We start from the raw sequence: 14,280 nt of genomic DNA on the forward strand, positions 1-14,280 counted from the left end.
TGAGTGACGACTCAGGCGAAAATCGTCATCAGGTAGGCGATAAACAGCGCCAGATGCGCCGCGCCGTTAAGCACGTTGGTGCGCCCGGTAGAAAACGAGATGTGGCACAGCAGCAGTGAGGCCATCATCACAATCATCTCCGGCGCGCCAAGGGCGAAGATCAGCTCGTTGCCGGTGATCATGGCAATCAGCGTTACCGCCGGCACCGTCAGCGAGATGGTCGCCAGCACCGATCCGAAGAACAGGTTCATGGCGCGCTGCACCTGATTATTCAGCACCGCACGCAGGGCGCCGAGGCCTTCCGGCGAGAGGATCAGCAGCGCCACCAGGAAGCCGGTGAACGAGACCGGGGCATTGGCCCAGCCCAGCAGCGACTCCAGCGGATTGGCATTCATTTTTGTCACGGTAATCACGGCAATCAGGTGCACCACCAGCCACGCCGAGTGCCAGATATTGCTGTGCGCCGACGGCTTACCGTGGTGGGGATCGTCCCCTTCATCCTCGTGCTCGTAGACGAACAGGCTCTGGTGGGTGCGGGTCTGGATGAGCAGGAACACGCCATACATCACCGCCGAGATCAGCGCCACCAGCAGCGCCTGAGGGATGGAGAAATTGCCGGTGGGCAGCGCCATCGGGAACACCAGCACGATAACCGCCAGCGGGAACAGGGCAATCAGGTACTGCTTAATACCGAACAGGTTCATGTACTGCGTTGCGAACTTGTTGCCGCCCAACAGCAGGGCAAAACCAACCAGACCGCCGGTGACGATCATGATGATCGAGTAGAGCGTATCGCGCATCAGCGTCGGCGCGGCATCACCCGTGGCCATCAGGGCGGAAATCAGGCTGACTTCGAGAATAACGACGGAAAGGCTAAGGATCAGGGAACCATAGGGTTCGCCGAGACGGTGTGCCAGCACATCGGCATGGCGTACTACGCTAAAAGCACTGCTTAAAATGGCGACCAGCGCCAGAATATTAATCCCGACCACCACTGGTAGTGACTGGCTTGACCCCCAAAGCGCCAGCACGACCAGTGCCAGAACCGGAAAGAGGAGAGTCGTCTCCTTATGACGGGTTTTCACCGCCTCATGTGTTGTTGGCATCCTGTTCCTCCATAAGCGCAGGTATCGATTCAGTATAGTCACTCCTGCAAACCCTTTTAAAATAGCAAACAGTCACATTTCAACCGTAAATATTTACAGATTTTTACGGGTTTGGTTTCAATTTGGTTTCCAGTCCTCATAAATGCCAGCATTCCGAAAATTACATCGCTAAATCATCATCTTAAAAGCATATTCCGGTCATAAATCACCGGATGTGGCGACGCGGCGCGTCCTGTACCACACTTATCCTTTACCCTGTAAAAGGAGGCTTACCATGCCGTATAAATCGAAAAGCGACCTGCCGGACAATGTGACCAACGTGCTTCCCGCCCACGCGCAGGAAATTTATAAAGAGGCGTTTAACAGCGCCTGGGACCAGTACAAGGACAAAGACGATCGCCGGGGCGATGCCAGCCGCGAGGAGACGGCCCATCGAGTTGCCTGGGCGGCGGTTAAGCATGAATACGAAAAGGGTGATGACGATAAGTGGCATAAAAAGAAATAGCCACCTGAACAGGCGCTAATCGCCCGTTATGCAGCCATTGCAAAATGTGATGATAAAAAGGTCTAACGGAGAGGGGCTGTCGTATTGCCAGCGCCCCGTTAATTTCATAAGGTCATCAGATGCCGCGCGGTGCGCGGCATGCAAGCCGGGATGGCGAAACAGGATTATTGCAGGGACGCCGCAGTGGCGGAGGTGGAAAGTGTTAACACGTGATTTTTTAATGAAAGCCGACTGTAAAACGGCGTTTGGTGCTATCGAGGAGTCGTTGCTGTGGTCTGCGGAACAACGCGCCGCATCCCTGAGCGCTACGCTGGCCTGTCGGCCCGACCACTCCCCCGTCTGGATCTTTGGTTACGGCTCGCTGATGTGGAACCCGGCGCTGGAGTTCGATGACTCCTGCACCGCCACCCTTACCGGCTGGCACCGCGCGTTCTGCCTGCGGCTTACCGCCGGGCGCGGCACCGCCTGCAAGCCAGGTCGCATGCTGGCCCTGAAAGAGGGCGGACGCACCACCGGCATCGCCTACCGTATCCCCGAGAGCGCGCTGGAAGATGAGCTGACCCTGCTGTGGAAGCGCGAAATGATTACCGGCTGCTACCTGCCGACCTGGTGTCGCCTGACGCTCGACGACGGCCGCACCGTGAACGCGCTGGTGTTTATCATGGATCCGCGCCACCCGCAGTATGAGGCGGATACCCGTGCGCAGGTGATTGCGCCGCTGATTGCCGCGGCGAGCGGCCCGCTCGGCACCAACGCCCAGTATCTGTTCTCCCTTGATACCGCGCTCAGGCAGCTCGGCATGCAGGACGCTTCGCTGGACGACCTTATCGGCCACGTACGGGCGCTGCACCAGGCCTGACGCCCGGCCTGTCACTCGCAGAGGGGCAGGAGAGTGACGCCTGCCCCTTGCGTTATGTTCATTTCCTGAACGCATCGCCCGACTAGGCTGAACGGATGCTACCCCAGAGGCGTCCAGCTCTAGGCTAAGCGCCCGCGTGGTTCCGGCACGGCTTTTGCTTGATAACGCTTACCCTTATCCGGCAGAGCGAGCATGCGATGATCAATACGCCAGAATCCTCCCCCGACGCGCTGACCTGGTATCACGCCGCCCATCAACAGCGCCGCGCCACGCTGCGCCAGCTGCACCAGGTCGCACAGTGGGCAAGCGCCATCGGCCACCTGGTGCATCTGCTCCAGCGCGAGCGCGGCGCCTCTAACGTCTGGCTTTGCTCAGACGGCACGCTTTACCAGCAGGAGCGACGGCTGTGCGCCCGGCAAACCGACGCCCAGCGCCAGCGCTTTATTGCTCTGTTACAGGCCGATGCGCCTCCCCTGAGCAGCCTGCTCTGCACCTCGCTGGCCTGCGCGCTGGGGTATCTCGATACGCTTGGCGCGCTACGCGAACGCATCGCCACCCGTGAGGCGACCCCGGCCGATGCCATGACGCACTTCAGCCGCGTTATCCGCCACCTGCTGAACATCGTGGTTCAGGCTAACGACACCGTGGACGACCCCGCTATCGCCCGGCAGCTCACCGCGCTCTACAGCCTGATGCAGGGCAAAGAGCTGGCGGGGCAGGAGCGCGCCCTGGGCGCCATCGGTTTTACCCGGGGAGAAGTGGACGACGCGTTGCGCCAGCAGCTGGTAGACAGGATTGACGGCCAGCAGCGCTGCTTCGATACCTTTCTCTCCCTGACCACCCCCGACCAGGCCGGTGCCTGGCAGGCTTACTGCACCCCCTCCCGGGAAACCGAGCGGCTGCGGCGGCTCGCCTGCACCCGTCTGCCCCGCACGGAGGACCCCACCGACCTGGCGCTGCGTTGGTTTGCGCTGCAAACCGCCCGGCTCGACAGCCTGCGCCAGCGCGAAGAGGCGCTGATTGCCGGGCTGATTCAGGAAACCGAGGCGCTGCTGGCGGCACACGCCCAACCGCGCGATTTCAGCCGCTGGCTGGAAGCGCACGCCGACGACGAGGTGGAAACCCCGCCGGGGCGAGACCTGATTGGCCTGGTGCGGGATCAGGCCCGGCAGATCGCCACGCTTTCGCATCAGCTGGCGTCCCTGGAGGCGACGCTTGCCGAGCGCAAAACCATCGACAAAGCCAAAAGCCTGCTGATGACCCACCGACATCTCAGCGAGGAGGAGGCCTGGCAGCAGTTGCGAAGTCTGGCGATGAACCAGAACCGGCGCATGGTGGAGATTGCCGCCGCGATGCTGAGCGTTGGCTCGCTGTTAGCGGTACCCCGTAAGGAGTAGTTGCACAATCATTGGGCAATTAGCGGGCGCTGACGGTGCAAACCGGTGCCGTTGACGCCCCACAGCCCGCCTGTGCGCGGGGGTGCGATTCTGGCACAGCCCTTGCAGTATTCTCATACAACTTATTTTTTGCCCCGGCCAACGGCGGTCGATGGCAGAAACGGATAACGGCGTCCTGCGGTGAACTTCACCGCCGGGCGCTTTTTTGTTTTCAGGGGGCTGTATGAGCGATGTGCCAGTGAGGATTACCCGCCGTCGGTTTTTGCAGGCAGGTGCGGCGCTGGGTGGGGCCATGCTGTTACCGGGCGTGATGGGCGCGGCGTATGCCGCCGGGTCGGATGCGCCGGAGCTGAACACCGTGCGGGTGGGGTTTATTCCCCTTACCGACTGCGCCCCGGTGGTAATGGCCGCCCTGAAGGGCTTCGACAAAAAATATGGCATCAGCATTGTGCCGAGCAAAGAGGCCAGCTGGGCCGCGGTGCGTGACAAGCTGGTCTCCGGCGAGCTTGATGCGGCGCACATGCTCTACGGCATGCTCTACGGCCTCGAACTGGGTCTTGCCGGGAAAGCGCACCCGATGGCTAACCTGATGACGCTCAACCAGAACGGGCAGGGGATCACGCTTTCCAGCGAACTGCTGGAGAGCGGTATCCGGGATGCCGACGGGCTGGCGAAGCGGGTGGCGGCCAGCGCGCCGGGCACCTACACCTTCGCCCATACCTTCCCGACCGGCACCCATGCCATGTGGCTCTACTACTGGCTGGCGGCGGCGGGCATACACCCCTTCAACGATGTGCGCACCGTGGTGGTTCCCCCGCCGCAGATGGTGATGAACATGCGTATCGGCAACATGGTGGGTTTCTGCGTCGGTGAGCCGTGGAACGCCCGCGCCATCAACGACCGTATTGGCTTTACCGCCGCCACCTCGCAGGAGGTGTTCCCGGATCATCCGGAGAAAATTCTCGGCACCCGGGCTGCATGGGTTGCGCAGCATCCGCATACCGCCCGGGCGCTGGTGGCCGCGGTGATGGAGGCCGCGCGCTGGATCGACGCCAGCCCGGACAACCGACGCGAAACCGCTCGGGTGCTGGCGCGTCGCGCCTGGCTCAACACCAAGGAGCAGTACCTGACCGGCCGCATGCTCGGGGAGTACGACAGCGGCGCCGGGCGGCGCTGGCAGGACGCCCACCCGATGCGCTTTTTTAACGACGGCAACGTGAGCTTTCCCTGGCACTCGGACGGCATGTGGTTTCTCACCCAGTTCCGCCGCTGGGGGCTGCTCACCGCCGACCCGGACTATCAGGGCATTGCCGCCCGCATCAACCGGAACGACATCTGGCAGCAGGCTGCGACGGCGGTGGGCGGTATCGCGACCCCGTCCTCGCTGCTGCGCACCAGCACTCTGATGGACGGCAGCCGCTGGGACGGTACCCGTCCCGCCGAGTACGCCGCCCGTTTTGCTATTACCCGTTGAGGAGACTCCCCATGAATCCGGCCCCGCACATCGTGACAGAGACCGACACGCCCGCCGCCCGCGCCGCGGTGATCCCCATCCCGGCGGTAAACGTACGCCGACGCGCCCCGCGCTGGCGCACGCGCCTCAACGAGGCCCTGCAACGTCTGATCCCGGCGCTGCTCGGCCTGCTGCTGCTCGGCGTCGCCTGGCAACTCGCGGCGCTGCACAGCAAAGGCTTTCCCGGCCCGCTCAGCACGCTGGACTCTGCGCTGACGCTGTTTGCCGACCCGTTTTACAACGACGGCCCCAACGATCGCGGTATCGGCTGGAACGTGCTCGCCTCGCTGGGGCGTGTGGCAGTCGGGTTTGGACTAGCGGCGCTGGTGGGCATCCCGCTCGGCTTTCTGATTGGCCGCTTCGTGTTTGTCGCCCGCATGTTTAATCCGCTGATCGCGCTGCTGCGCCCGGTCAGCCCGCTCGCCTGGCTGCCCATCGGCCTGCTGCTGTTTCAGAAGGCCGAACCGGCGTCCAGCTGGACCATTTTTATCTGCTCCATCTGGCCGATGGTGATCAATACCGCCGAGGGCGTAAAGCGCGTGCCTCAGGACTATCTCAACGTCGCCCGTGTGCTGCGTCTCTCCGAGTGGACGGTGATGCGCCGCATCCTGTTCCCGGCGGTGCTGCCGGCGGTACTGACCGGCGTGCGGCTCTCGGTGGGCATCGCCTGGCTGGTGATTGTTGCCGCGGAGATGCTGACCGGCGGGCTGGGGATCGGCTTCTGGATCTGGAACGAGTGGAACAACCTCAACGTGGAAAACATCCTGATCGCCATCGTGATCATCGGCGTAGTGGGGCTGGTACTTGAGCAGGCGCTGATGCTGCTGGCGCGTCGCGTTAACTGGCAGGACAACTGAGGAGCAGAGGATGAAACCCATTATTCAGGTACAACAGGTGAGTCAACGTTTCGCCACCGCAGGCGGCGAGTTTCTGGCCCTGAGCAACGTCTCGTTTGATATCGCCCCCGGCGAAACGGTCAGCCTGATCGGCCACTCGGGCTGCGGAAAGTCGACCCTGCTCAATCTGATTGCCGGGATCGCCACCCCAAGCGAAGGCGGGCTGCTGTGTGATAACCGGGAGATTGCCGGGCCCGGACCGGAGCGCGCGGTGGTGTTTCAGAATCACTCTCTGCTGCCGTGGCTGACCTGTTTTGAAAACGTGGCGCTGGCGGTGGATCAGGTGTTCAGGCGCAGCATGTCAAAGGCGGAGCGCCGGGAGTGGATTATTCACAACCTGGAGCGGGTACAGATGGGACATGCACTGGACAAGCGGCCATCGGAGATCTCCGGCGGCATGAAGCAGCGCGTCGGGATTGCCAGGGCGCTGGCGATGAAACCGCGCGTGCTGCTGATGGACGAGCCCTTCGGCGCGCTGGATGCCCTGACCCGCGCCCATCTGCAGGATGCGGTGATGCATATCCAGCAGGCGCTGAACACCACCATAGTGCTGATCACCCATGACGTGGATGAAGCGGTGCTGCTCAGCGACCGGGTACTGATGATGACCAACGGCCCGGCGGCCACCGTCGGCGAGGTGCTGACCGTGGATCTTCCGCGTCCGCGCAACCGCGTGGCGCTGGCCGACGACAGCCGCTATCACGCCCTGCGCCAGCGGATCCTGCGCTTTCTCTACGAAAAGCAGCCGAAAGCGGCGTAAGGAGCGGACATGGCACCACGACTGGTCATTATCGGCAACGGCATCGCCGCGGTGCGGCTGGTGGAGTCGCTGCTGGCGCGGGACGCCGACCGCTACGCCATCACGCTGATCGGCGACGAGCCGCAGCCGGCCTACAACCGCATTCTGCTCTCGCCGGTGCTGAGCGGGGAGACGTCTTCCGACGCCACCCGCCTGCACGACGCCGCCTGGTATCAGCAGCACGGCATCCGGCTGCTGCCCGGGGAGCGGGTCAACAGCGTGGATCTCGCCGGACGAACCCTGACGACCACGCGCCAGCAGCTGGCGTGGGATGCGCTGGTCTTCGCCACCGGATCGCTGCCAGCGTTTCCGCCGCTGCCGGGCATTGACCTGCCGCACGTGGTCGGGTTTCGCACGATGGGCGATGTCGAAAAGCTGCTGGCGCTGGATGGCCCGACGGTGGTGCTGGGCGGCGGGCTGCTTGGCGTGGAGGCCGCCGCCGCGCTGCGCCTGCGCGGGAGTGACGTCACGCTGGTTCACCGCCATGGGTGGCTGATGGAGCAGCAGCTGGACGAGGTGGCAGGCGGTCTGCTGGCCGAATCGCTGCGCGCCCGGGGCATTCACTGCGAGCTTGCCAGCGGCCTGACGGCCATTGAACCCGACACCGTCACACTGGCGGACGGGCGTCGGCTTCCTGCCGGGCGGGTGGTGATCGCCACCGGCGTGCGCCCGCAGATCGCCCTGGCGCAGGCGAGCGGCCTGGCCTGCCAGCGCGGCATCCAGGTGGACGGCTGGCTGCGCACCAACGCACCCGGCGTCAGCGCCCTCGGCGAATGCTGCGAAATCGAGGGCCGCACCTGGGGGCTGGTCGCGCCCTGTCTGCAACAGGCCGACGTGCTGGCCGCCCGGCTGATGGGCGAGGACGTAGAGCCGTTCCGCTATGCGGATCGCGGGACGCGCCTGAAGGTCACTGGCATCGACCTGTTCAGCGCCGGGGAGGTGCAGGGCGGCCCCGGCTGCCAGACTCTTACCACCCTGGATCCGCTGGCGCACCACTATCGCCGTCTGCTGCTGCGCGACGGGAAGGTGGTCGGCACGCTGCTGTACGGCGATGTCACCCCGGCCAACGCCTGGCTTGCCAGCCTGCATCAACCCGCTACCGGCCCGGCGCTGCTGTTTGACGCCCCGGCATCCGCTGACTCTGGAGAGATTTCAATGAACAAACCTGTGCTTATTCTGGTCGGTCACGGCATGGTGGGCCACCACTTCCTCGAACAGTGCGTCGCCCAGGGGCTGCACCAGCGCTACCAGATTATTGTTTTTGGCGAGGAGCAGTATGCCGCCTATGACCGGGTGCACCTTTCGGAGTACTTCGCCGGGCGCAGCGCGGCCTCGCTCTCCATGGTGGAGGGTGACTTCTTTGCCGATACCGGTATCGAACTGCGCACCGGCTGCCGCATCGAAACCATAGACCGCGAGCGGCGAGTAGTGCGCGACGCTCAGGGCGCGGAAACGCCCTGGGATACGCTGGTGCTGGCTACCGGGTCATACCCCTTTGTGCCGCCGGTGCCGGGGCACGATCTGCCGGGCTGCTTCGTCTACCGCACCCTGGACGATCTCGATGCTATCCGCAGCCGGGCGCAGCAGGCCCGACGCGGCGTGGTCATCGGCGGCGGCCTGCTAGGGCTTGAGGCGGCAAACGCCCTGAAACAGCTGGGGCTGGAAACCCACGTGGTGGAGTTCGCCCCCTCGCTGATGGCGGTGCAGCTGGACGCCTCCGGTGCGGCGCTGCTGCGCGACAAAATCACCGCGCTGGGCGTCGGGGTGCATACCGGGAAATCCACCGCGCAGATTGCGCCCACGGAACAGGGGCTGCAGCTGCGCTTCACCGACGGCGGCACGCTGGATACCGATCTCGTGGTGTTTTCGGCCGGCATCCGCCCGCAGGATCGGCTGGCGCGCGAGGCGCGGCTGGAGATCGGCGAACGCGGCGGGGTGGTGATTGACGATCGCTGCCAGACCCGGGACCCGCACATCTTTGCCATCGGCGAATGCGCCCTGTGGCAGGGCAGAATTTTTGGCCTTGTGGCGCCGGGCTATCAGATGGCGCGGGTGGTGGCCGCCCAGCTGAGCCAGCAGGATCTGCGCTTCACCGGGGCGGATATGAGCACCCGGCTGAAGCTGCTCGGCGTGGAGGTGGCCTCGTTCGGCGATGCGCACGGCACTACGCCAGGCAGCCAGAGCTACCAGTGGACCCACGGCCCGCAGCAGATCTACAAGAAGATCGTGGTGGCGGCGGACGGTAAAACCCTGCTCGGCGGGGTACTGGTGGGAGACAGCAGCGACTACAGCACGCTGTTGCAGACCATGCTCAACGGCCTGCCGCTTCCCGCAGAGCCCGAGAGCCTGATCCTGCCGTCCCTCAGCGGCGCGGCCCCCAAAGGGCTGGGTGTGGCAGCCCTCCCGGACAGCGCGTCGATCTGCTCGTGCCACAACGTCACCAAAGGGGATATCTGCGCCGCGGTTGCAGGCGGTGCGGGGGAGATGGCGGCAGTCAAGCAGTGCACCAAAGCCGCCACCGGTTGCGGTGGGTGCAGCGCGCTGGTCAAGCAGGTGATGGAGCATCAGCTGGCGGTGCAGGGCGTTGAGGTCAAGCGGGACGTCTGCGAACACTTTGCCTATTCGCGCCAGCAGCTCTACCACCTGGTGCGGGTCAACCACATCCGCAGTTTTGAACAGCTTATCAGCCGCTACGGTACCGGCCACGGGTGCGAGATCTGTAAGCCGCTGGTGGGATCAATCCTCGCCTCGTGCTGGAACGAGTATCTGCTTAAACCGGCGCACCTGCCGCTGCAGGACACCAACGACCGCTATTTCGCCAACATCCAGAAGGACGGCACCTACTCGGTGGTACCGCGCATGGCAGCCGGGGAGGTCACCCCCGACGGGCTTATCGCCATCGGCCAGATCGCCAAACGGTACGGACTCTACAGCAAAGTCACCGGCGGGCAGCGCATCGACCTGTTCGGCGCGCCCCTGGACGCGCTCCCTGCCATCTGGGCCGAATTGGCCGCGGCCGGGTTTGAAACCGGCCACGCCTACGGAAAATCGCTGCGCACCGTTAAATCCTGCGTCGGCTCCACCTGGTGTCGCTACGGGGTGCAGGACTCTACCGGCCTGGCGGTCAGGCTGGAGCACCGCTACAAGGGGCTGCGCGGCCCGCACAAGATCAAGATGGCGGTCTCCGGCTGCACCCGCGAGTGCGCCGAAGCGCAGAGTAAAGACGTGGGCGTCATCGCCACGGAGCACGGGTGGAACCTCTACCTGTGCGGCAACGGCGGCATGAAGCCGCGTCACGGTGATCTGTTCGCCAGCGATCTCGACAGCGAAACGCTGATCCGCTACATCGATCGTTTTTTAATGTTCTACATTCGCACCGCGGACCGCCTGCAACGCACCAGTACCTGGATGGACAACCTTGAGGGCGGGCTGGACTACCTGCGCGAGGTAGTGGTCGAGGACAGCCTCGGGATTAACGCCGAACTGGAGCAGGAGATGGCCCAGGTGGTGGCGTCTTACCAGTGCGAGTGGCAGACCACCCTGGCCAGCCCTGATCGGCTGGCGCTGTTTCGCACCAGCGTCAACAGCGACCGGCCGGACGAAGGCGTCCAGCGCCGGATGCTGCGCGGCCAGCCGCAGCCGGTGGCGCGCGTCGAGGTGCAGGACGCTGCGCCGCCGCGCCGTCCGTGGGAGGCGGTGTGCCAGCTCAATGACATCCCGCGCGACGCCGGGATTGGTGCCCGCCTCGGTGAGATGCAGATTGCGCTGTTCCGCTTCGGGGAGCAGGTTTACGCCCTCGATAATCTGGAGCCGGGCAGCCAGGCGAACGTGCTGTCGCGTGGTCTGCTGGGCGATGCGGCGGGCGAGCCGGTGGTGATTTCGCCCCTTTACAAGCAGCGCATCCGCCTGCGCGACGGCTGCGACCCGGAGAGCGGTGAAATGGCGGTCCGCGCCTGGCCGGTCAAAGTGGAGGGCGGCCAGGTGTGGGTGGGGAGTCAGGCGCTGCTCCTGCGGGCGGCGGCATCATGAGCCGGGTCAGGACCACCTGCCCATATTGCGGCGTCGGGTGCGGGCTGGTTGCTGAACACCTGCCGGAGGGCGGGGTAAGGGTCAGCGCCGATGCCGATCATCCGGCGAACCTCGGGCGCATCTGCGTCAAAGGTGCGGCGCTCGGCGACACCCTGGGTCTGGCGGGGAGGCAGCTCTACCCGGAAGTGGACGGGGGGCGCGTCCCCTGGGACGCGGCACTGGAGACGGCCGCCAGTAAATTGCAGGAGACGGTGCGGGAACACGGCCCGCAGGCGGTGGCGTTCTACGCCTCGGGGCAGCTGCTTACCGAGGACTACTACGTCGCCAACAAGCTGATGAAGGGGTTTATCGGCGCGGGCAATATCGATACCAACTCCCGGCTGTGCATGGCCTCGGCGGTGGTGGGCTACAAACGTGCCTTTGGCGCTGACGTGGTGCCGTGCAGCTACCGGGACCTGGAGCAGACCGATCTGATTGTGCTGGTTGGCTCAAACGCCGCCTGGACGCACCCGGTGCTCTACCAGCGCATCGCCCAGGCGAAGCAGGACAACCCGGCCCTGCAGGTGGTGGTGGTGGACCCGCGGCGCACTGCCACCTGCGATATCGCCGATCTTCACCTGCGGCTGGCACCGGGAAGCGACGCCGGACTCTATGCCGGGCTGCTGCGCGCCGTGTGCGAGCAGCGACCGCTTGCGGCGGCGCAGTTCGCCGGACAAGAGGCCGCGCTGGCGAGCGCCCAAGGCTGGAGCGTGGATAACGTGGCGCACTACTGCGATCTCGATCGTGACGTTGTCACCGAATTTTACCGCCGGTTCATTACCGCCCCGCGCGCCATGACGCTCTATACCATGGGCATCAACCAGTCAAGTACCGGGAGCGACAAGTGCAACGCGATTATCAACGTTCACCTGGCGAGCGGGCACATCGGGCGCGTCGGCTGCGGACCCTTTTCTCTGACCGGTCAGCCGAATGCCATGGGCGGGCGGGAAGTGGGCGGGCTGGCAAACCAGCTCGCCTGCCATATGCAGTTTGTGCCGGAGGATATCGCCCGGCTTGGGCGCTTCTGGGGCAGCGAGCGGATCGCCGCCACGCCGGGGCTGATGGCGGTGGAGCTGTTTGATGCCATCGAACGCGGTGAGGTGAAAGCGGTGTGGATCATGGGCACCAACCCGGCGGTGTCGCTCCCGGATAGCGACAAGGTCAACCGGGCGCTGGCGGCCTGCCCGCTGGTGATTGTCTCCGAGGTCAGCGCCGGAACCGACACCGGCCGCCACGCGCACATCCGCTTTCCGGCGCTTGCCTGGGGCGAGAAAAACGGCACCGTCACCAACTCGGAGCGGCGTATTTCCCGTCAGCGCCCCTTTATGCCACCCCCCGGCGAGGCGCGCGCCGACTGGTGGATCCTGGCTCAGGTCGCGCGCGGCATGGGCTACGGGGCTGCGTTCGGCTGGCAGCACCCCCATGAGATTTTCTGCGAGCACGCCGTGCTGTCGGGTTTTGAGAACGCGGGCCGCCGCGCGTTTGACATCAGCGGCCTGGCGGATCTGACCCGGGAACAGTATGACCAGCTGTCGCCCGTGCAGTGGCCGGTGAACGCCGCGCATCCGCAGGGCAGCGAACGGATGCTGACCGAGGGACGCGGCTGGGGAGTCGAGACGCGGCTGACGATGGTGCCGGTTACGCCGCAGCGCTACCGGGAGGCGAATGCGCCGGGGCTGGTGCTTAACACCGGCCGCTATCGCGACCAGTGGCATACCATGACCCGCACCGGCACGGTACCGCGCCTGATGCAGCACAACCCGTTACCGCGGGTGGCGATCCACCCGGAAGACGCGCGCCGCTGCGGGGTGACGGACGGCCAGCCGGTGAAACTTACCTCGCCGTGCGGGACGATGACCGGCTTTGCACAGCTGACGGATGACCAGGCTCCGGGCACGCTGTTTGCGCCCATGCACTGGAACCGACAGTTCGCCAGCGAGTCGGGAGTGAACAGCCTGGTGGCAGGGCACTGCGATCCGCACTCCGGTCAGCCGGAGAGCAAGCAGACCGCGGTGACGCTCAGCGGCTGGACGCCGACGTGGCAGGGCTGGCTGCTCAGCCGCGAACCGCCCACGCTGCCAACGTCAATAAGCCGCTGGCGGCTGGCGCAGGCGGGGGTTACCTGGCTGCGGCTGGCGAGCGATACGCCGGACTGCGGCAGTGTGCAGGCCTGGGCCGCGGCGCGCGGCTGGGAGCTGCAGGTTGCCCAGGGCGAAGGGATGTGTCATCTGCTGGCGTGGCAGCAGGGCGAGCTACAGCTGGCGCTTTACGTCGGCAGCCGCTGCCCGGAGGTGGATAGCGATGCGGTGCTGGCGGCCTTTGCGATACCGCCCGTTGACCCGGCAGCACGACACGCGCTGCTGGCAGGTCGTGCCGCACAGCCCGCAGCGCAGGCGGGGCGCATTGTCTGCAGCTGCATGCAGGTTGGGGAGAACGCCATCCGCGAGGCGATCGAGCAGGGCTGCGACTCTGCGGCGGCGCTGGGGAGGGCGCTGCGCTGCGGTACCCACTGCGGCTCCTGTATCCCGGAGCTGCGGGCCCTGCTGGCGCAGCGCGTGCGGGTTACTGACCGAAGCGACCAATCAGCCCGGTAGCGGTGAGGGCGTGCCCTTTCAGCTTCTCAAACAGCGCCTCACGGGTTAACCCTTCCGGCAAATTCGGGTCGAGGTCGGTGGCAATCAGCGTATAGACATAGTGGTGCGCGCCGCTGCCCGGCGGCGGGCACGGGCCGTGGTAGCGCAGGTTGCCCGGACTGTTTTTGCCACCGGTATAGCCTTTGCCGTCGCGCAGATCGTTAGCGGCAAAACCGGTGCTGGTCGGGGCGATGTTATAGGCCACCAGATGCGTGACGCCCAGACCCTTTGCCCCTTCCGGGTCGTGGAGGATCAGCGCATAGCTTTTGGTGCCCTGGGGGGCATGGCTCCACACCAGGGTGGGGGAGTTGTTCTCACCGGTACAATTCGGATTATTTTCCGCGTTACCGGCGAAGCGTTTCTCCAGCATGGCGTTGTCGGCAAAATCCGGGGACTGCAACATGAAAATATCCTGCGCTGCCGCGATGTCGGAAACCAGCATCGGCAGGCTGCAGAGCGCGGCCAGCAAACTTTTTTTCATAGCGTCATCTCAACGAGGAGGGT

10 protein-coding genes are annotated in these 14,280 nt (G+C 64.9%); 8 read left to right on the plus strand and 2 right to left on the minus strand.

The window, feature by feature from the left end:
* Positions 1-11: 11 nt before the first annotated feature.
* On the minus strand, positions 12-1,106 hold the full coding sequence (gene chaA, locus DW58_RS13490) for a sodium-potassium/proton antiporter ChaA (RefSeq protein ID WP_024551026.1): 1,095 nt from the start codon (positions 1,104-1,106) through the stop codon (positions 12-14).
* A gap of 274 nt (positions 1,107-1,380) precedes the next feature.
* Between chaA and chaB the strand changes: the two genes are divergently transcribed.
* The 8 genes from chaB to DW58_RS13530 all read left to right on the plus strand — a co-directional run bounded on the left by chaB (position 1,381) and on the right by DW58_RS13530 (position 13,737).
* Complete coding sequence (chaB, locus tag DW58_RS13495) at positions 1,381-1,611, plus strand: putative cation transport regulator ChaB (protein ID WP_024551027.1); 231 nt, start codon at positions 1,381-1,383, stop codon at positions 1,609-1,611.
* Positions 1,612-1,810: 199 nt separating this feature from the next.
* Positions 1,811-2,470 carry a gamma-glutamylcyclotransferase gene (locus DW58_RS13500; protein ID WP_035885576.1) on the plus strand — a complete coding sequence of 220 codons (660 nt, stop codon included), beginning with the start codon at positions 1,811-1,813 and terminating at the stop codon, positions 2,468-2,470.
* 197 nt (positions 2,471-2,667) lie between these two features.
* The gene (locus DW58_RS13505; protein WP_024562621.1) at positions 2,668-3,867 is read left to right on the plus strand and encodes a nitrate regulatory protein; all 1,200 of its coding nucleotides are present in this window, start codon (positions 2,668-2,670) and stop codon (positions 3,865-3,867) included.
* Positions 3,868-4,090: 223 nt separating this feature from the next.
* Entirely contained in the window at positions 4,091-5,341 is a 1,251-nt protein-coding gene (locus DW58_RS13510; RefSeq protein ID WP_029593029.1) for a CmpA/NrtA family ABC transporter substrate-binding protein, read from the plus strand.
* 11 nt (positions 5,342-5,352) lie between these two features.
* Positions 5,353-6,237: a nitrate ABC transporter permease gene (ntrB, locus tag DW58_RS13515; protein WP_024550357.1), complete on the plus strand. Its 885-nt coding sequence runs from the start codon at positions 5,353-5,355 to the stop codon at positions 6,235-6,237.
* 10 nt (positions 6,238-6,247) lie between these two features.
* A complete protein-coding gene (locus DW58_RS13520) occupies positions 6,248-7,036 on the plus strand; it encodes an ABC transporter ATP-binding protein (RefSeq protein WP_024550358.1) in 789 nt (262 codons plus the stop codon).
* Positions 7,037-7,045: 9 nt separating this feature from the next.
* Entirely contained in the window at positions 7,046-11,104 is a 4,059-nt protein-coding gene (gene nirB, locus DW58_RS13525) for a nitrite reductase large subunit NirB (RefSeq protein WP_081712999.1), read from the plus strand.
* Complete coding sequence (locus tag DW58_RS13530; RefSeq protein WP_024550360.1) at positions 11,101-13,737, plus strand: nitrate reductase; 2,637 nt, start codon at positions 11,101-11,103, stop codon at positions 13,735-13,737. Before nirB ends, DW58_RS13530 begins: the two co-directional genes overlap by 4 nt.
* Here DW58_RS13530 and DW58_RS13535 read toward each other — a convergent pair.
* Positions 13,706-14,257 (minus strand): YbhB/YbcL family Raf kinase inhibitor-like protein, encoded by a 552-nt coding sequence (locus tag DW58_RS13535; RefSeq protein WP_024550361.1) that lies wholly within the window; start codon positions 14,255-14,257, stop codon positions 13,706-13,708. The two genes, DW58_RS13530 and DW58_RS13535, sit on opposite strands and share 32 nt — an antisense overlap.
* Between the last annotated feature and the right edge of the window lie 23 nt (positions 14,258-14,280).

Source organism: Siccibacter turicensis LMG 23730, assembly GCF_000463155.2.
Lineage (GTDB): Bacteria > Pseudomonadota > Gammaproteobacteria > Enterobacterales > Enterobacteriaceae > Siccibacter > Siccibacter turicensis.

Coding starts and splice junctions, on each gene's coding strand:
- DW58_RS13530 (WP_024550360.1), top strand. CDS start 11,101: ATGAGCCGGGTCAGGACCACCTGCCCATATTGCGGCGTCGGGTGCGGG.
- chaA (WP_024551026.1), bottom strand. CDS start 1,106: ATGCCAACAACACATGAGGCGGTGAAAACCCGTCATAAGGAGACGACT.
- nirB (WP_081712999.1), top strand. CDS start 7,046: ATGGCACCACGACTGGTCATTATCGGCAACGGCATCGCCGCGGTGCGG.
- ntrB (WP_024550357.1), top strand. CDS start 5,353: ATGAATCCGGCCCCGCACATCGTGACAGAGACCGACACGCCCGCCGCC.
- DW58_RS13520 (WP_024550358.1), top strand. CDS start 6,248: ATGAAACCCATTATTCAGGTACAACAGGTGAGTCAACGTTTCGCCACC.
- chaB (WP_024551027.1), top strand. CDS start 1,381: ATGCCGTATAAATCGAAAAGCGACCTGCCGGACAATGTGACCAACGTG.
- DW58_RS13510 (WP_029593029.1), top strand. CDS start 4,091: ATGAGCGATGTGCCAGTGAGGATTACCCGCCGTCGGTTTTTGCAGGCA.
- DW58_RS13505 (WP_024562621.1), top strand. CDS start 2,668: ATGATCAATACGCCAGAATCCTCCCCCGACGCGCTGACCTGGTATCAC.
- DW58_RS13535 (WP_024550361.1), bottom strand. CDS start 14,257: ATGAAAAAAAGTTTGCTGGCCGCGCTCTGCAGCCTGCCGATGCTGGTT.